The following is a 17833-nucleotide window of genomic DNA, read 5'->3' on the forward strand; positions in this document are numbered from 1 at the left end:
TCTTTCTATCTTTTTTTACAACGTTATTTTTGGTATCCTTTTTGGCAAGAGACATACCTGTAGGTCGATTGGGATTAGATCATTGTTTTGGGAGGTATTATGTTAGCAATCGAACGTCGCAAAAAAATCATGAGCATGCTATTTGAACAAGGAAATGTCATGGTAACAGAGCTTAGTAAACAATTCTCTGTTTCTGAAGAGACCATACGTCGTGATTTAGACAAATTAGAGAAGGAAGGCATTTTAGTCCGTACATATGGAGGAGCTATTTTAGAAGATGGACTACGCTCTGATTTCCCACTTTGGGTACGTGAAAGCTATTATGTCGAGGTAAAGGAAAAACTAGGAGAAAAATGCGCTCAGCTCATAAAAAGCGGCGATACAATCATGCTTGATTCCAGCACTACTTCATTATATATTGCCAAAAAAATAAAAAATAAACAGAATCTTACGGTTATCACCAATTCATTTAAGGTCGAGCTAGAGCTATCGGATGCTGAACATGTAAAGCTAATTTCCACGGGTGGCACTCTACAACGCCGCTCCCTTTCGTATGTTAGCCACTCAGCAACTAGAGCCCTTTCTCATTATTTTGCCGATGCATCCTTCGTTTCCTGTACCGGCCTTCATCTTCAACGAGGCGCTACAGATTCTAACGAATTTGAAGCAGAAATTAGAAAACTGATGTTAAAAAACTCAGAGCAAAAAATCCTAGTGCTCGATCATACTAAAATTGATAAAGCCGGCTTTACTTTTATTACTGACTTTCAAGGCATTACAAAAGTGATCACAGACCAGCCCTTATCTGTAGAATGGCGACAGCTTTTAAGCAGATATAATATCGAAATTGACGATAAGGATATTGATACCGCTTTCGAGGAAGCTCCTTCCTCTTCCTAAAACTTCCAAGCATGAGAAGACGTAGAAATAAGTGACTACATACAAAAACGCAGCTCCTGCCTACATCATAGGTAAGGAACTGCGTTTTGTGGTTTTACCCCTTACAAGAACATCCCAGCAATCGCACCATTTAACAAGGAAGCCAATGTACCGGCAAAGATAACCTTCATGCCAACCTGAGCTATTTCACTTCGACGCTCAGGTACAAGTGTACCAAGCCCACCAATCAGCATTGCCATAGAGCCAAAGTTAGCAAATCCGCAAAGCGCAAAGCTCAGGATTGCTACTGTTTTCGGTGTCAAATTTGCCATGTTCTTAGCCATATCAATATAAGCAACAAATTCGTTTAATACGATTTTTTGTCCAATATAAGAACCTGCTTGAACAGCCTCACTCCAAGGTACTCCAACTGCAAAAGCCAAAGGAGAGAACAGATAACCAAAAATCCCCTGCAAGGTTATCTCCAGGCCAAACAGTCCTCCAATATAGCCAAGCAAGCCATTCACCATAGCAACCAAGGCTACAAATGCCAACAGCATGGCTCCTACATTCAACGCCAAAAACAGGCCATCTCCTGCACCGCGTGCTGCTGCATCAAATATATTCGCTGATTCATTTTTTTCCAGTTTTATTTCCCGGTCTTTTATATTTTCCGTCTCCGGGAAGAATAGCTTAGCTATAACTAATCCAGCAGGAGCAGCCATAAAGCTCGCTGCAAGCAAATATTCCATCGGGATACCTAGTAAAGAGTAGGAAGCAAGCACTGTTCCCGCTATAGAAGCAAGTCCCCCTGTTAGCACAGCAAACAGCTCTGAGCGTGTCAGTTGGCTTAAAAAGGGACGAATAACTAAAGGTGCTTCCGTTTGACCCACAAAAATATTCGCCGCTGCTGACATTGACTCAGCCTTACTCGTACCTAATATTTTAGAAATACCGCCACCAATGTATTTGATAAATAGCTGCATAACGCCTACATAATACAAAACAGCAATCAGAGCTGCGAAAAAAATAACCATTGGCACAACATTAAATGCTACGACAAACGTAATTTTAGAATCAGGAGTGTACAGCCCGCCAAAAAGGAATTTGATTCCTTCATTCGCATAACCAATAATATGGTTCATTACGTCAGTGAACTTACTTAGTACAGCTCGACCTGCCTCCCACTTTAACACAATGAATGCAAACAGAAACTGGATAGCTAATCCTCCAACAATCGGACGCCATCTAATTCCTTTCTTATTGTTACAAAACAAGAATGCAATAAATAGAACTGCAATTACCCCAAGGAGGCCTCGAAGAAAATCCATGATGACTTTACACCTCTGTTTTTTATTTAATACCTACTCTTATAACCTTGTGACTTACATATTCTCCACGATGCCTCGTAGAAGCTTAGAAAAATTCTCTTTTGCTTGTCCTGCTGCCTCATAAACCTCTTCAGCCGTAATAGGTTGAGGCAGAATACCAGCAGCTAAATTGCAAATGCATGAGATAGTCAGCACTTTAAGACCAGCATGCTTGGCTACAATCACCTCTGGTACTGTTGACATACCTACTGCATCTCCACCTATTGTCCGTGCCATTCTGACTTCAGCTGGCGTTTCAAAGGAAGGCCCTGTAAAAGCCACATAGACACCCTCTTTTAAAGGTACACCTATCTGTGTCGCTACCTGCCTTGCCAACTGAGCTAAGGATTTACAATAGGTGTCACTCATATCAGGAAAGCGATCTCCCAGCCTTTCATCATTAGCCCCGATCAACGGATTTATCCCCATTAAGTTAATGTGATCCGTCACTAACATTAAATCCCCTGGCTGCTGGTCGATATGTAAGCCTCCACTGGCGTTAGTTAAAATAAGTTGCTCAACCCCCAGCATTTTCATTACTCGAATCGGAAATGTTACCGATTCGATACTGTGACCCTCATAATAATGAAAGCGGCCTTGCATAGCAACAACCGTCTTCCCTTCAAGTTTGCCAACAATAAGTTTACCTGCATGATAATCCACTGTCGACATCACAAAATGAGGAATTTCTTGATAGGGAATAACAATGGCATCAGCTAACTCTTCCGCTAATTCACCTAAGCCCGATCCTAGAATCAATCCAATGGTTGGTGTTTGATTTATTCTTTCCTTTATGTATTTGTTAGCTTCATCTATAGCTTCCCACTTATGCATAAGAAACCTCCCTGTTGTTTTTTTCTGTCTTAACTCATATGTAGTCTGTCAGAATATCACAAAACACAACATTACCAAAAAGAAATCAACAATTGATCGGTGCAATCTTATTTTATTTTAATATCCGAATTTAATCAAGCTAAAACAAAACATTGTACGTATTTTAGCCAGTTAAATTGTTTTTTTTGATTAATAAACAGAATTTTTAATGCATTTTACTTACATTCCGAAAAAATAATCCTTTTAAAAAGCTCTTCTATCCCTTTATAATATGAGTATAAAAACGTCTTTTTATTGTAATTTTATGGATTTTACTGGCAGGTAGCAAACGAAACCTTTTTTCGTAAAAAGTTTAGTTCAGTTAAAATTCATCTAAATTGGGAGGTCAAACTAACATGAAACGAACCCTGCATCCAATGAAAAAGCCTGGACTAGCTTTTGTCTTAGCTTTAAGTGTTTTAACAGCTTCTCCATCTGTTTATGCCAAGGAGACTTTACTGCTTGCCACTCAGGGGACATCTTCGGCCGTCACTGCCCCTCATTTGAATGAATATGCCCAATTCTTACAGACCAATTATCAGGTAACCTTTTCAAAACAGGTAACCCGCGCTGATTATCTACAAGCTCTATCGACTATACTTGCTTTACAACCATCAAAAGAAAGGAAAATCTCATTTACTGATGTAAAAGAGGGTTCTACTTTAGCACAGGCCGCTAGTGCTCTGCAAGAACAAGGGATCGTTAATGCCACTACACTAAAGCCAAATGAATCCTTAACCGCTCAAGATGCCATCTCGTATACGGTCCGTGCTGCTGGTCTGAAAGAATTAGCTTATACGTATCCGGAAGCGAAAATAAAAAAAGCCTTTGCTTCTGTAGCCCTCTCCTATAAAACAGGTCAGCTTCCTATGAAGGCAGCGCAAGAGATTGCTGTGGCAATCGATACAAAGCTACTCCCAGAATCTCTTGCTCAAACCGTTATCAAAAATCAAGCTGTTTCGCCTGATGTAGCAGCTTTATTGATCGGAAAAGTACTCGAATATAAAGGAGAGTATAAGCATTTTCTAGGTCTAACAACTGATGAGGATATTTATAGTAAGGTTTCTCATTCCTGGAAAACCACCAATTTAATCAAAGCTGAAGAATTGCAAAAGATCGTGGACGAGGCACTTAAACAAGATATCGTCACAGGGTATAATCTCAAGGATAAACGATTCGCCCCACGGTTTGACCCGGCTCTTTCACTCACCTATGGTCATAGTGACATACAGCATGCCATTCAACTGATCGGTTTGCTAAAAAGTGAGGGGTTGGTAGCAAAAGTACAACTAGAGCCGAAAACATCTGCTTTTATCTATTTAGCCGAATGGGGTCAGCCTGTCATCACTCCTGATTATCAAGTAGTAAAAATTGATAACGGTAAATACATCGCCTACTCCAAAGAATACGATATCAGTTTTGAATTCACATCTGTAGCTGATAAAGAAGCCTTTGACAAAATCATTCATTCGTATGCAAAAAAAGATAAGGAAAATCAGACTGGTTTGCTTATTTCATCTTGGTGGCAGCCACTCTACTTCTCGCTGAATGAAATGAATGGGTATAAACAGATTACCAATAACTATATGGAAAAAGACAATTATGTGGCTCAATCCTTCTCGTTAAAGGAGAAATCCGCACAAGTTGTTGCTGGTTTTAAGAAGATTGACCCTAAGGTAAAAGTTACCTCCTATCCTTTTTATGTAGATGCTCCATTCTATAATTATCTGATCGGTGACTACAAATAAGAAATCAAACGCTCTGCTTACTGGCAGAGCTTTTTTCTTTCTTCCTTGTATGTCTCATGCTTTGCTAAAAAAAGCGCATACTAACGTTTATGTAAGAAATTCACGTAGACGTTCAAGAAGAAAAGGCGGATCAGAAAGGAGCCCTTTATGCTACGTAAAATCAGCGATAGATTCTTCCTGCTCTTTGTCATAGTCCTACTAGCTATACAAGCTTTCTCTGATACTCCCCAAGCAACACAAGCAAAATCGCTTCTTGATGAACAAAAGCTATTCATCGAGCAGCCTACCTCTTATGAAGTAACGATCCGGCAAAAAAACCGCGATTATTATGAAAAACGGGGAGAAGCTATTTGGGACTTGCCTACAGAAAAAAAAGCCATTGCTCTAACCTTTGATGATGGACCAAACGAAACCTACACCCCTCAAATCTTAGAGCTACTACAGAAATATGGAGTTAAATCCACTTTTTTTACAGTCGGTAACCGCATTAAAAAAAATCCCAAGCTAGCTAAGCAGATGGTACAGCAAAATCACGAGCTGGCAAACCATACCTTTACCCATCCCGATTTGAGACGTCTTTCAAAGCAACGACTAAAAATCGAATTGGAGTCTGCTCAATCCATGATTCAAACAACAACAGGGGTAGTACCTACTCTATTTCGTCCACCTGGTGGTAGTTATAACGAAAAGATTGTGGCTGCCGCAAAAGAGATGGGTTACTTGGTTGTCATGTGGTCCTGGCATCAGGATACTAAGGATTGGACGAATCCAGGGGTACAAAAGATTGTCAACAAGGTGCTGAAAAATGTACGAAATGGCGATATCATCTTATTTCATGACCATGGCGGAGATCGTCAGCAAACGGTAGATGCCTTGAAAATCATTTTGCCAGAGCTTAAAAAACGCGGCTTTGAAATGATTACGGTATCAGAGTTGATTTCCATACGGAATCAGTACCCTGTGAAAGCAAATTTACCTTCCCTTGTCCCCAATAGAGGCCATAAATAGATTTTTTACGTCTTAAAAAAAACCGCCATAGCTGTGGTGGCAGCATGGCGGTTAAAGTGTATGGGAGAGTGTCAGTTAACAGATTCCTTTTACGAAAAGGATTTTAGTTGGCTTATATTCAGATCATCGACTTTGAGTTATCAAACAACTTTTCGCTTGTTGCTGTGAAATGGTTTTGTTAGCTTGTTTTTATCAATGTGTCTTGAATGTAAAGTATACCTTGTCAGTATAAATCCATGTCAAGGTAAACTAAGGAAGATAGATACTTCTTTCTTCCATGTAGAACTCCTTTCATAGGATCTGTTACGCTAATTCTCCCACACGATTCCTGGTGCAATTGGTATCAATCCGCATGAATGTACCTATGCACAATCTATGACCGATTTGGTTACAAAAAGGTTGCAAATATAATTGTATTTTTATTTATACCTACAACTAAGACGATTCCTCTTCATTATCTCTATAAAAAAAGCACATGCGAGGATAAGATAATCCATATCCCCAGCATATGCTTTCTGTAAAAGCTACCTTATGAAATCTTCTATTAGAACTTCTGTGGATAAAATCCTTTTGCAAGTATTTCTACCGCTCGTACATTTCGAACACCTTCAAATACATCGGAAAGTGGCAAGCTAACAAATCGCTTATTCTTAATAGCAGGGATATCGGAAAGTGCTTTGTTTTCTAGTAAATATTTGATCTTCTCTTCTGCACTTGGTTTATCATAATCATTAATTACAATTACATCGGGAGCTCGTTTTATGGCTTCTTCCCAGCTCACTTCACTCCATGATTTTTCTAAATCACCAAAAACGTTTTGTCCGCCAGCCATTTCGATTAAACGCGTTTCTAAGGAATTTCCTGTTGTATACAACCCTGAATTAACACTATCAAAGACCAAAACTTTGACTGGCTTTTCTATATTTCCTATCTTTTGTTGAATGGCCTGAATATCCGTTTTCATTTTAGCAATAATATCCTTAGCACGATCCTCTACATGCAGAATCTTGCCTAATTGCATCAAATCCTCATAAACCTCGTCGACTGTAGGATGCTTAGATATCGTTCCTGTAATGGTATAAGCTGGGATACCCATTTTTTGCAGCTCCTCTACACTGCCAATTCCTTTTGCTGTAAATGCAGAGCTTCTGCCAATAACGAAGTCAGGCTCTACACTTAGAAAGACTTCTAAGGAAGGATATTGCTTAGACAAAAGCTTGATTTGATCATATTTTGCCTTATATTCGGGCAAGACTTCGTCGTCAGGATAAGCTGTACCGATCATTACGTCTTCAACACCTAATGCTAGTAGCATTTCGGTCACATGCTGATTCATACTCACTACTCGCTTCGGTGCTTGTTCAAAGGTTAACGTATGCTCTCCATTTTTAATTTGAATCTTCTCAGCTACTGGCTGTGAATTAGTAGAAGCTGCCTGAGGAGTCGTCCCATTTCCACAGCCACTTACTAGTAATGAAAGACCGGCAAAGATTGTAATCATCATCTTTTGACCTTTATACAAAAGGCCTTGCTTCTTGGTAGTGGAGCTTTGCATAGTATATTTGTTCATCTTGTTTTCCTACCTTTTCCTTTATTCAACAAATAACCTGATCTGGGATCATATAATGAATGTTCACTCTTCCTGTAACTGGATGAACGGTTACTTCTGTTTGAATCTTGTACACTCGTTCTAAAATTTCAGGCCGAAGAACTTCCTGTGGAGTTCCAGAGCAAACGATAACTCCTTTTTCTAGCATATAAAGACGATCACAGAACATAGCGGCCAAATTTAAATCATGTAAAGCGGCCAGTACGCTTTTTTGCTGTTGTTTCAGCAATTTGAGCATCCCTAATTGATGATGGATGTCCAAATGATTAGTCGGTTCATCCAATAGTAACAGATCGGTCTCTTGTACAATTGCTCTTGCTAATAAGACGCGCTGCTTTTCTCCCCCAGATAAACTCAGATAACTCCGATCACCCATGTTCTGTAGGCCAACTTGAGCTAGAGCTTGCTCTACTAACGCTAGATCATGCTTATTCTCCTGCTCCCACATACTCTTGTGTGGAGAACGGCCCATCAGTACAAGCTCGTATACACTAAAATCAAATTGAATCTGCGTTTCTTGAACCACTGCACTTAGTTCTTTTGCTAATTGCTTCTGTTGGTATTGACCAAGCTCTCTTTCCAGTAAATAGATACTGCCTGTAGTGGGTAATAGAGTCCGATATACCTGCTTAAGGAGAGTAGATTTACCACTACCATTCGGGCCAAGCAAGCCTACGAATTCTCCTTTTTGTACGTGTAAATCTATATCCTGCAAGATACATGTCCCTTGGATCTCATATCCAACTTGTTTTAACTCAACATGCTTGTCTACGTCTAATTTTGTGGGCACATTAGCTTCCTCCAAACGTATACGCCCGACGACGTAGCATCCAGATAAAAAATGGACCGCCGCAAAGCGCTGTGACTATTCCTATCGGCAATTCTTCAGGGGCAATGATTAGTCTAGCTAATACATCCGCCCAGATCATAAAAATCGCTCCACCACAGGCACAAAGAGGGATTAGTCTCCTATGATCAGAACCCACCCACAAGCGAAAGATATGGGGTAACATTAAACCAACAAAGCCAATGCTACCGCTTACAGCAACCAGTAAGCCTGTAACGAGAGAAATCGTAATCAGTAGAATCTTACGCATATTTTCTGGATGTAGACCAAGTAGCGTAGAGGTTTCTTCCCCTAGGATCAACAAATTTAGATTGCGTGCATTTACCCATAAAAATATAAAGAACGAAAGTACTGCAATCGTTGGCAATACAAGTGACTCCCACTTGGCACGAGTGAAGCTTCCCATCATCCAGTACAGCACACTTGAAAGGCTTTCCGCTCTTGGTGCCAGCATAATAAAAAAACTAGTAAGCGCTGACAACATAATAGACACAGCTATTCCAGCTAACAAGAGACGTATTAGCTGCACCCTTCCGCCAACCAAAGACAAAAGAAACACCAATATAACGGAAGCCAAAGCACCTAAAAAGGCCGCTAAAGAAAGCGCATACGAACCAAATACTCCCAAACTACCAAATAACAGCACTGCTGTTGCTCCCACCGATGCCCCTGATGATACGCCTAAGATATATGGATCAGCTAAAGGATTACGAATCAATGCCTGAATCGCTATCCCAACAATAGACAGCCCGGCACCTACAACCGCAGATAATAAAACACGTGGCAGTCGAATATCCCAAACAATATGCATCTGCGCGTTAGACACGTCTGTCCCTACCCATTGTTGTACAAAAGGAACATGTGAGCCTATGACCTTCCAAACGATAACTGGGTCTATTTGTACTGGTCCCAGCATGATTGCAACCGTCAGCGATAAAAATAATACCACGCCGCTTCCCATCAATTTCGCTATCCAATTTTTTGTATATTGCGTACCGATGCTGTTTACTGACCTTGGGGCTGTCGTGGCGGTTTGTTGCATGCTTCTCCCCCCTATGTAAAACAAAGTAACGAAATGAAATTACTAACTCGGTGACCACCCAAGCTTCAAGTGCAGGTGGCACCGTAATTGGACCTCTACGCCCCGCTAACATGTTATTCCTTAAAGATTCGCACAAAAAAGCATCCGTTCCAAAAGGAGACAGATGCTTGGGTTTTTGGACAAATCAATTCCTATAGGTGTATGTACACTATCATCATACGACCTACCCAAACACCTGCCCATCCTCGTGGGAGTGTTACATCTTACGGCAGGTCTCCTGGCTCATGAATCCTCGCAAGCATCCTCCCTTCCCATTCTCTGCAAAAGTGAACAGTGGTGTATCGGATGTTGCTCCTCATTTACAGTGGCGGGACCGCATCGGATTTTCACCGAACTTCCCTTTTAAGTCTGATCCTGAAATCAAACACCGTAACATGGCTATAAATCAGTTGTAATTGTTTGTGAGTGTAACACGATTTGGTGGAACATGGCAAGGTAATGGTGAATTTGTGATAGGTTTGTAAGAACTTTGTAAAATATTTACGTAATGTTTGTAGTTTAGTAGTAATCGGTCCAGTTGTTTGTTCACATAATGTTAATTATGTTATTTAATTTATACCAAAATTTCTTTCTTTCTCATTTTATACCACTCTTCGTTTCTATCTTTCCTTGAATGTAATAGAAAGGCAAAAAAGCTATCCAATTCAGGATAGCTTACCTTCCCAATCAAATTTCCCCCTGCCATTACCAAGTTCCTGTCATGTAGCCTAAGCATTAGCCTCTTGATAATTTTAGTAACTTGTCTGGACAAAGTTTCTATTATAAAGGCTTCTGTATCGATCCCTTATTAGCTCTGTAAAAAAGGTTTTACCTCTTCTATTATTTTTTTTAAGCTTTGAGCCCCCTTTTCATATTCCTTTTTAGCCATGTTATTTTTTGTTTCAAGTGAAAAAGTCTCCAAATCTGCTTGGCATTTTTTCAACGTAGACAACGTCAATGGTTTTTCCTGAGGGACTGGTACAGTAATCTGGTCATCATATAAATCTACATTCAATTGCCCATAACTATCTACTTGTCCTATATAAACGTTTTCCAATGGTATTCCCATCTTATTGAGAGTTGTGTGGAGCCATCTTTTCGACAATCCTGTGGTTGCTAAAGGCTCTAACATGACATTCCCATCCAAAATGACCGTTTGAGGCTCTCGGCTTGGAGCTCCTTGGATATTCAGATCTTTGGCAGTAAGCGGTTGATTTTCTTTTTTGAGCAGGACACTAATCTGACCATTCTGCTCTAATAGTGCATACTCAACATCTGCAATCGAGAATACATCTTTTAGGCGCAATTGTTCTAACAATTCCTCACCTGTATAATTCTCTTTCTTGAGATTGTCCTCCATAATTTTTCCATCTTTGATCAGTACACGAGCATTTCCTTCAACTATATCGCTCGCTGTCTTACTTTTGACCGATAGATAACTGAAAAGAAATGGAATAAGGGCCCAAATGATCATGCTAACGAATCCGTTCAAAAACCTGTCATCGACGTCAGCTGAAATGAATCCCGCAATGGAGCCAATCGTAACACCTACAATATATTCAAAAAAAGTGGCTTGGGCAATTTGGCGTTTTCCCATTAAACGGGTTAAGAACAATAAAGTAAAAAGCGTAACGATTGATCTAAAAACAATCTCCCAGAATTCAGGCATAAATATCCTCCCTAGTAACATCTAATCCTTCTATGTATTTAGATTGTGTTACTTTGTTGATTTTTATATATAAAAGTCAGGTATAAAAACTGGCTTTGTATTCCAAATTAACTTTGACTACATCAATAAAGGAGTTAACAATGGCTACAAAAAACAGTAAATTAACCGCAACTCAAATCGAATATCAAGCCTTTGCAAAAGCGTTAGAACCTCCACGACCTGTGCTTAAAAATACCATTCGGGCTTTTTGGGTTGGTGGTTTGATTTGTTTACTTGGACAATTTATTCAAACCTTTTTCATTCACTTTTTTCACTTTGATGAAAAAAGCGCTGGAAACCCAACCTCTGCTGTCCTAATCGCCATTTCTGTTCTCCTAACTGGTTTTGGTGTTTACGACAAGATTGCACAATTTGGAGGTGCGGGAACCGCTGTGCCTGTTACCGGTTTTGCCAATTCGATTGCTTCAGCAGCTATTGAACACAAAAGTGAAGGATATGTACTTGGTGTGGGCGGCAACATGTTTAAATTAGCAGGCTCTGTTATCGTTTTTGGTGTAGTTGCCGCATTTTTCATCGCGTTAATAAAATGGTTTTTTACTTTTGCAGTAGGAGGATCTTGAGATGTTAAAGGGACATCAATCATGGATTTTTCCAAGCAAACCAACGATTTTATCCACGGCAACAGTTGGTGGGCCTTTTGAAGCACAAGGAAAAATTGCGAATGATTTTGATATTCTTCATAGTGATACCTGGCTGGAGCAAGACAGCTTTGAAAAGGCCGAAAAAATGATGATGGAAGAAGCTTTTGACCTCGCTGTCAAACGAGCTAGCTTGCAAAAAGGAGATATCAATTACCTCATTACAGGGGACTTAATGAACCAAATCATCTCCTCAAGCTTTTCAGCACGTACGATTGGGGTACCTTATCTAGGGATATTTGGTGCTTGTTCAACCTCTATGGAAGGATTAGCTTTAGCAGCTCAATTGATAGATAGCAGGGCAGCTAATTATGTACTTACGGGTACTTGTAGCCATAATTCAACTGCTGAGAAACAGTATCGTTATCCCACAGAGTATGGTGCACAAAAGCCTCCCACTTCACAGTGGACGGTAACCGGTGCCGCAGCGGCCGTGGTTGCACCTCAAGGAACAGGTCCGAGGGTTTCCTCTGCTACGATTGGTAAAGTTGTTGATATGGGACTAACTGATCCCCAAAATATGGGGGCGGCTATGGCTCCCGCGGCAGTAGATACCATTCAAGCTCATTTTCGAGATATGCAGATTGGGCCTGATTATTATGATTTGATCGTTACGGGCGACCTTGGAAAACTTGGCCATTCGATCGCAGGAAAACTCTTGAAAAAGCATGGATTTTCCATTCGAGACGAAGCCTTTACAGATTGTGGATTATTAATTTATCACGACAATCAGGAGGTTTTCTCTGGGGGTAGCGGCTGTGCATGCTGTGCCACTGTTACATATGGTCATTTGCTAAACCGGTTAGCTAATGGGGAATGGAACCGAATTTTGGTTGTAGCAACAGGCGCCCTACTATCGCCGCTCAGCTTTCAACAAAATGAATCGATTCCTTGTGTAGCACACGCTGTAGCTATTGAGAGGGGGGGAAATGAGTGAGCATCTTTATTTGGGCATTTATTGTTGGAGGCATCATCTGTGTCATCGGTCAATTATTGATGGATGTTGCCAAATTAACACCTGCTCATACCATGTCTACCCTAGTGGTAGTTGGAGCTATTATGGATGGACTAGGTTGGTATGAACCGTTAATCAAATGGGCCGGAGCCGGTGTTACGGTCCCCATTACAAGTTTTGGGAATGCTCTAGTACATGGGGCTTTGGAAGAAATGCAACGGGATGGTATTGTCGGGATTATTACGGGCATTTTTGAAGTAACCAGTGCAGGTATTTCGGCAGCCATTATTTTTGGTTTTTTAGGCGCAGTTGTATTTAAACCAAAGAGTTAGAGACATACTAAATCAGGAGGTGATATCGATGACAGTAGCTTCTTCAGTAAAACAAACCCTGGCTAGCTTAAAAGGTGCACAGGCCGATTTAGAAACCTTTGCATTAAGTACACAAAATAAACAAGCAAAGCAAGCTTTTACAAAATCTGCCGAACAAGCACAAACCATTATTGACCAACTGGAATCTCGTGTTCAACAGTTAGAACAAGAGGAACCTCAGTATAAGGGCTTCTAGCCTATCACACAAAAAAGAGGTAAGGGGGCTGGTTAATACCATCCCTTTTTACCCTCTTTCTTTTTGTAAATAAAGCATTTCATAAAATGCCTTGCTAGCATCTACAAATTCTACGCAGGATTTGTCAGTTGGGCTTTTCTTACACTGGGATCGTAAATTCTATAACAGCACCGCCAGACTCACTGTGATTATAGGCATTCATTGCTCCTATCGTCAAACCCTTTTCTTTAGTGGAGCTAATCGCTTGAATTCATGCTCATATTCGAAGGGAGAAAAGAGGGAAAATACCTTCTGAGAAAATCCATTTTATCAGTCATAACATTGTGCTTGATGAGGAGAAATGGAGTTGAAATCGAACTGACGAAAAAGGAGTTTGATATTATCGAGCTTTTAGCAACAAATCCTGGACAAGTCTTTTCGAAAGAACAAATTTTTGAAAAAATCTGGGGGTACGATAGCGACAGAATGTTACGACGGTAACAGAGCATATTAAGCGGATTAGAGCCAAATTTATGACACATGCGCAATCCTTTGATTGTATTAAAACAGTGTGGGGGAAAAATTTAATCCGTCTAAAGGATACGTTATTCCTTTAATTTTAGTTGAATATAAGCCCCATCTCACCTGATAGAGCAGAAAGGTCAGGATTGGAAAAAACATCATAATTCCAAACATGATTTGTGTACTTTTCCTTATACCTGCTTGATCGAAATAGGTCTTACATAAGCCATTCGCAGGTTGCCACGCCGATATTCTTCGTTAAAGCTTAATGAAAAGAACACGATCGTAATAGCATTACATGCTGTATGAAGCATCTCTTGTAAACTAGTAATATGAAAATTCATGTTGGAGCTAAAAGCCACTTCTGTCAGCTTAACTTTTGCATTCGTTTCCAGCGAAAACGTGCATGTAAGCCAAACAATAAAAGGAACCGCGATAAAACAAAGAACATTTGCCTTCTTTCCTCAAAACTTTTCCCATTCGTACATAAATACAGAACGAAACATAAAAAAACCTCCAAGTATCTTCAAGCGTCATTCCCTCCTCCATCTGCTCAAGAAGTGCTTTATCGTCGCCATACCATATCATCTTGCCTTTCCTTATAATCACATACCGGTTGCATATTTTTTGAAGTTCATCAAGTAAATAGCTGGAAATAAAGAATGTAATACCGAGGCTTTCTTTTAGTCTCTTGATTAGCTCTCTTAGCTCTCTCATCCCCATAGGGTCGAGTCCGTTTGCAGGTTCACCCAATATGACAATGTGAGGGTTATTTAATAGTGATTGAGCAATTCCTAACCGTTGCTTCATTCCCAGCGAATACGTTTGACTTTGTCATTTCCCTTGTGCTCCTTTCTTTTTTTCAATTAAAGCAAATAAAAATCAACTTTTTATCAACTAGAAAAAATATGTTCACCACTGATCTGAATGTGAATAAATAAAAACCGAGCCTTATGGAAAAGGTCTCGGTTTTTATTCCTTGATTTTTGAACGTCATTTCCTCAGTGTTTCGTTTTCTGTTGATCCTCTGGCTGTTTTTCAATAAACTTGCTAACCCACTTGTCTTTTACCCAATTTAGCTCAATTGCAGCCTTATTTCCATTTTCTCTCTTCCAAATCAGATACCCTCTCTTTTGAGTCGGGTGGACAAGCAGTAATGGAATAATATCCCCTCGTATTCGATGTTTAATTAGCTCTCCTTCTGCTATTTCCAATAAGTAAGCCGCTTCAATTGGATTGCCAAGGCTCTTTGGAGGCTGATGGAGCAATCCCCTCATTTCGAAGTAACCAATCGTTACCCAGTTTGGTTGGTTCAAAGCAAAAGCCTCCCGTGTTTCATTCCACGCAGTCTGAATCTTATGCTCCACTTCCTCACTTCTTGCTGCCGTACGTTTGAATGCAATTTGTAACAACTCCCCCTGTGCATCCAGTGTGACAAAATAAGTATCGTACGATGAAGTCTCTGGCAGATTCACAGGTTTAAATTGGACAATAGAGCTCAGAATTACATTCGTTGGTTTCTTTCCTTCTATACCACCAATTTGTGCAGCAGATTCAACGTGAGAAGCAGTGTAAACCTGTGTGATTTTCTCATCGATACGCTTCAGCCACAAGGTAGCTTTCTTTTGAGCTTCAGAAACAGACAAGGCCGTTTGGGAATCTGATTCCTGTTTAATGCGATTAAATGATTTCAATTGTCCTGTAATCTTGTCTATCTCCATAGAAGCGATTTTGTTTTCTCCCTTTTCTAGAGTTACATCATAGATATGTTTTTCTGTAAAATCGATTTTTTCCTCTATCTCAACCTTGGAATACAACTGCAATTCCGGGAATGCTGTCAAAAATTTCTGAAAGGTAACTCTTGCAGGAGCTGACATTGCATCTAATGGTGAGATTAGTTTCTTTTTGCCAGACGTTTCCTGTGAGGCATTCAGGTTAATACTACCTGTTGACTGAAGAGCAGGTAACATTAAAGTGTTATTTTTATATAACATGAAACAAATGCATAATATGGCTACACATGTGGCCCCCCATTTAATACGATGGCCCATCCGATTCATAGCTCTTCGCTGTTGAACTTTTCTTCCAATCATTTTTTGAATCTCTTGACTCTTCTGCCTATCTAAAGCATAACGAGGCATATTTTGTAATTGATCATACAGCTTTTTTTGCTCATGAGAAAGATTCATGTCTAATTCCTCCCTTTGCAGAATGGAGCAGTTCTTTTTCCAGTTGTTTCATTGCCCTGTGCATCGTGACATTTACCCTCGTTTGACTCCATCCTAATATTTCAGCGGTTTCAGCTCCGGTTAGACGCTGAATTCCTCTCAGTATCACAACGTCGCGATAAGCTTTTTTTAGCTTGCTGATTGCTGTATGTAGCTCCCTGCTTTCTTCGCTTGCTTCCAGAGCCTCGTCTGGCGTTTTTTGAGTTGAGATAAGATGGTGGAATAGTTTCCCACTTAGTAGCTTTTTTACCTTTTTCTTTCGGTAAAAGTCAATCGCAGCATGTCGTGCAATGCTAAAGAGCCATGTTTTGGGATTAGACTTGTACTCAAAACGATGTAAATTGGTTAATACTTTGATAAACACCTCCTGCACCAAATCCTCGACATCTGTTCTTCCTGTGTAATAGACAAGGTAATTGTAAATATCATTTTTGTACTGAACAAATAAGCGTTCGACCTCATGATTGCACTCCACATTTCTTCACTCCAATTTAATTAATACACAAATTAGACGGACGATCTTTTTGTTTTATTACAACAATATAAAAAAAACCGTATAGATTCTATCTACACGGTTTTGCTAAACGAAACAAGCGATCATATATTATGTTAATACAATTACATTTCATTTAATACCTTTACACCTTTTACAATATTCCAAATGAAATAGTAAATCATTACAATTGCAGTAATACCATAGGTAGCGATGATACTAAATCCCACTGCCGTCTCTGTTCCTTGATTCAAGCCAATGGTGCCTGATACTACAAGGCCAATAACTAGGGTTACATATGGGATTAGATGCGTCCAAAGCGCTTTTTTAGCATGAGCTTTAACCGCATGATCACCTACGAAATAAACAATAATCGGTAGTAAAAATGGAGCAAAAAAGACACTTAAGTAGCATAAAGAAGATAAAATATGATTTCCTTTCATAACATTCACCTCAACTGATTTCTTATGCTACTATTATTGCATTTACCTTCTATTTTAACTATCGAATAACCTTACGCAAATATAACAAATTTGTAAGGTTCACCTACTGTTATATTCTATCATGTAAAACATACCTCCTCAGAGGGAAGCGCAGTTGATTAGCCGCTCGGTTATCGTGTAATTATTTGTGATTAGAGATGAGTTTTTACACTTACTTTTAATGGCGTTGTGATGTTTTGTAATACTTGTTGACGAATTTGGTCAACACCTTGCCAACAACTCCCTATTATATTCATTTACGTGTCTTGAAGTTGATTGGTAAAAGAAAAAGTCGGTTCTTGAATTTATGTCCAATACGCTTCTTTCTAGTCTCGTAATGTCTCTTTTCTCTTTCTGCAAAACGATGGGGTTCAACGGACTTTGATAACAAAGTCGAGAATCCCCCCCTTATTTAAGTAGTTCGTAATATTGTTCGATTTCATCACTGCCCAAAATATAGAAAACGCCCATATCTGTTTTCTTATCTCGCTGGAAGTCTATCGCCCCGCCAAATCATCAAAATGTTGAATAGCAGCCTTGTTTTCATACCAATATTGCGGTAAACATTTTCTATCTCTCTCTAGGATCGTGGTCAACCGTACGGCATTTTATCCCTATTTTTGTCCTACTTTTTGTTGGATTCTGTTTGATTAGCCTTGGAATCAAATACAAAAACCCCCTTAAGGCTGTTGGGGGACGGGACTGACCCCCGTTTGTAGGACAGGGATCAAAACACCTTACAAGTTTAAGCAGCCAGTCGTCGGAATTCAACCGGTGACTGGTTGTTTAGTTTTGTTTGAATGCGAATTGAGTTATAGTAAGAGA

At 39.8% G+C, this 17833-nt stretch carries 19 protein-coding genes and 1 riboswitch; of the genes, 8 read left to right on the forward strand and 11 right to left on the reverse strand.

The window, feature by feature from the left end; all coding sequences use genetic code 11:
* The first annotated feature begins 99 nt into the window (after window positions 1–99).
* Window positions 100–900: a DeoR/GlpR family DNA-binding transcription regulator gene (locus O0550_RS15925; protein WP_258426804.1), complete on the forward strand. Its 801-nt coding sequence runs from the start codon at window positions 100–102 to the stop codon at window positions 898–900.
* A 101-nt stretch (window positions 901–1001) separates the two neighbouring features.
* Here O0550_RS15925 and O0550_RS15930 read toward each other — a convergent pair whose 3' ends face one another.
* Window positions 1002–2210: a NupC/NupG family nucleoside CNT transporter gene (locus tag O0550_RS15930; protein ID WP_003336263.1), complete on the reverse strand. Its 1209-nt coding sequence runs from the start codon at window positions 2208–2210 to the stop codon at window positions 1002–1004.
* Window positions 2211–2264: 54 nt separating this feature from the next.
* Window positions 2265–3083 carry a purine-nucleoside phosphorylase gene (locus tag O0550_RS15935; protein ID WP_003345865.1) on the reverse strand — a complete coding sequence of 273 codons (819 nt, stop codon included), beginning with the start codon at window positions 3081–3083 and terminating at the stop codon, window positions 2265–2267.
* A 395-nt stretch (window positions 3084–3478) separates the two neighbouring features.
* Here O0550_RS15935 and O0550_RS15940 point away from each other — a divergent pair, with 395 nt between their 5' ends.
* Entirely contained in the window at window positions 3479–4870 is a 1392-nt protein-coding gene (locus tag O0550_RS15940; protein ID WP_258426805.1) for a hypothetical protein, read from the forward strand.
* A 147-nt stretch (window positions 4871–5017) separates the two neighbouring features.
* On the forward strand, window positions 5018–5878 hold the full coding sequence (locus tag O0550_RS15945) for a polysaccharide deacetylase family protein (RefSeq protein ID WP_101668371.1): 861 nt from the start codon (window positions 5018–5020) through the stop codon (window positions 5876–5878).
* A 544-nt stretch (window positions 5879–6422) separates the two neighbouring features.
* Here the strand turns inward: O0550_RS15945 and O0550_RS15950 are convergent.
* The 4 genes from O0550_RS15950 to O0550_RS15965 form a co-directional block, all read right to left on the reverse strand.
* Window positions 6423–7448 (reverse strand): ABC transporter substrate-binding protein, encoded by a 1026-nt coding sequence (locus O0550_RS15950; protein ID WP_258426806.1) that lies wholly within the window; start codon window positions 7446–7448, stop codon window positions 6423–6425.
* Window positions 7449–7473: 25 nt separating this feature from the next.
* A complete protein-coding gene (locus O0550_RS15955) occupies window positions 7474–8277 on the reverse strand; it encodes an ABC transporter ATP-binding protein (RefSeq protein WP_003336257.1) in 804 nt (267 codons plus the stop codon).
* A gap of 1 nt (window position 8278) precedes the next feature.
* Window positions 8279–9376, reverse strand: coding sequence for a FecCD family ABC transporter permease (locus tag O0550_RS15960; protein WP_035319260.1), 1098 nt, complete (start codon window positions 9374–9376; stop codon window positions 8279–8281).
* A gap of 250 nt (window positions 9377–9626) precedes the next feature.
* A riboswitch (cobalamin riboswitch) is annotated at window positions 9627–9823 on the reverse strand.
* 400 nt (window positions 9824–10223) lie between these two features.
* Complete coding sequence (locus O0550_RS15965) at window positions 10224–11084, reverse strand: DUF421 domain-containing protein (RefSeq protein ID WP_258426807.1); 861 nt, start codon at window positions 11082–11084, stop codon at window positions 10224–10226.
* A 140-nt stretch (window positions 11085–11224) separates the two neighbouring features.
* Here O0550_RS15965 and spoVAC point away from each other — a divergent pair, with 140 nt between their 5' ends.
* The 5 genes from spoVAC to O0550_RS24715 all read left to right on the forward strand — a co-directional run bounded on the left by spoVAC (window position 11225) and on the right by O0550_RS24715 (window position 13784).
* Window positions 11225–11704, forward strand: coding sequence for a stage V sporulation protein AC (gene spoVAC, locus O0550_RS15970; RefSeq protein ID WP_003336252.1), 480 nt, complete (start codon window positions 11225–11227; stop codon window positions 11702–11704).
* A gap of 1 nt (window position 11705) precedes the next feature.
* Window positions 11706–12719 (forward strand): stage V sporulation protein AD, encoded by a 1014-nt coding sequence (gene spoVAD, locus O0550_RS15975; protein WP_003336250.1) that lies wholly within the window; start codon window positions 11706–11708, stop codon window positions 12717–12719.
* Complete coding sequence (gene spoVAE / locus O0550_RS15980) at window positions 12716–13069, forward strand: stage V sporulation protein AE (RefSeq protein ID WP_003336249.1); 354 nt, start codon at window positions 12716–12718, stop codon at window positions 13067–13069. Before spoVAD ends, spoVAE begins: the two co-directional genes overlap by 4 nt.
* A gap of 28 nt (window positions 13070–13097) precedes the next feature.
* Window positions 13098–13304: a DUF1657 domain-containing protein gene (locus O0550_RS15985; protein WP_003336248.1), complete on the forward strand. Its 207-nt coding sequence runs from the start codon at window positions 13098–13100 to the stop codon at window positions 13302–13304.
* A gap of 330 nt (window positions 13305–13634) precedes the next feature.
* Entirely contained in the window at window positions 13635–13784 is a 150-nt protein-coding gene (locus O0550_RS24715) for a winged helix-turn-helix domain-containing protein (protein WP_003336247.1), read from the forward strand.
* 212 nt (window positions 13785–13996) lie between these two features.
* On the opposite strand, the gene O0550_RS15995 is transcribed toward O0550_RS24715, so the two are convergent.
* The 5 genes from O0550_RS15995 to O0550_RS16015 all read right to left on the reverse strand — a co-directional run bounded on the left by O0550_RS15995 (window position 13997) and on the right by O0550_RS16015 (window position 16969).
* Window positions 13997–14149, reverse strand: a complete 153-nt coding sequence (locus O0550_RS15995) for a hypothetical protein (RefSeq protein ID WP_258426808.1) — start codon at window positions 14147–14149, stop codon at window positions 13997–13999.
* A gap of 28 nt (window positions 14150–14177) precedes the next feature.
* Window positions 14178–14615 (reverse strand): P-loop NTPase family protein, encoded by a 438-nt coding sequence (locus tag O0550_RS24720; protein WP_258426809.1) that lies wholly within the window; start codon window positions 14613–14615, stop codon window positions 14178–14180.
* 191 nt (window positions 14616–14806) lie between these two features.
* Complete coding sequence (locus O0550_RS16005) at window positions 14807–15994, reverse strand: hypothetical protein (protein WP_003345841.1); 1188 nt, start codon at window positions 15992–15994, stop codon at window positions 14807–14809.
* Complete coding sequence (locus O0550_RS16010) at window positions 15978–16508, reverse strand: RNA polymerase sigma factor (protein ID WP_003345839.1); 531 nt, start codon at window positions 16506–16508, stop codon at window positions 15978–15980. The genes O0550_RS16005 and O0550_RS16010 overlap by 17 nt, the downstream gene beginning before the upstream one ends.
* Window positions 16509–16651: 143 nt before the next feature.
* On the reverse strand, window positions 16652–16969 hold the full coding sequence (locus O0550_RS16015; protein ID WP_003345837.1) for a magnetosome magnetite crystal formation protein family: 318 nt from the start codon (window positions 16967–16969) through the stop codon (window positions 16652–16654).
* Window positions 16970–17833: the final 864 nt, after the last annotated feature.

Source organism: Brevibacillus halotolerans (assembly GCF_026891775.1).
In the GTDB taxonomy this organism is placed as follows: domain Bacteria; phylum Bacillota; class Bacilli; order Brevibacillales; family Brevibacillaceae; genus Brevibacillus_B; species Brevibacillus_B halotolerans.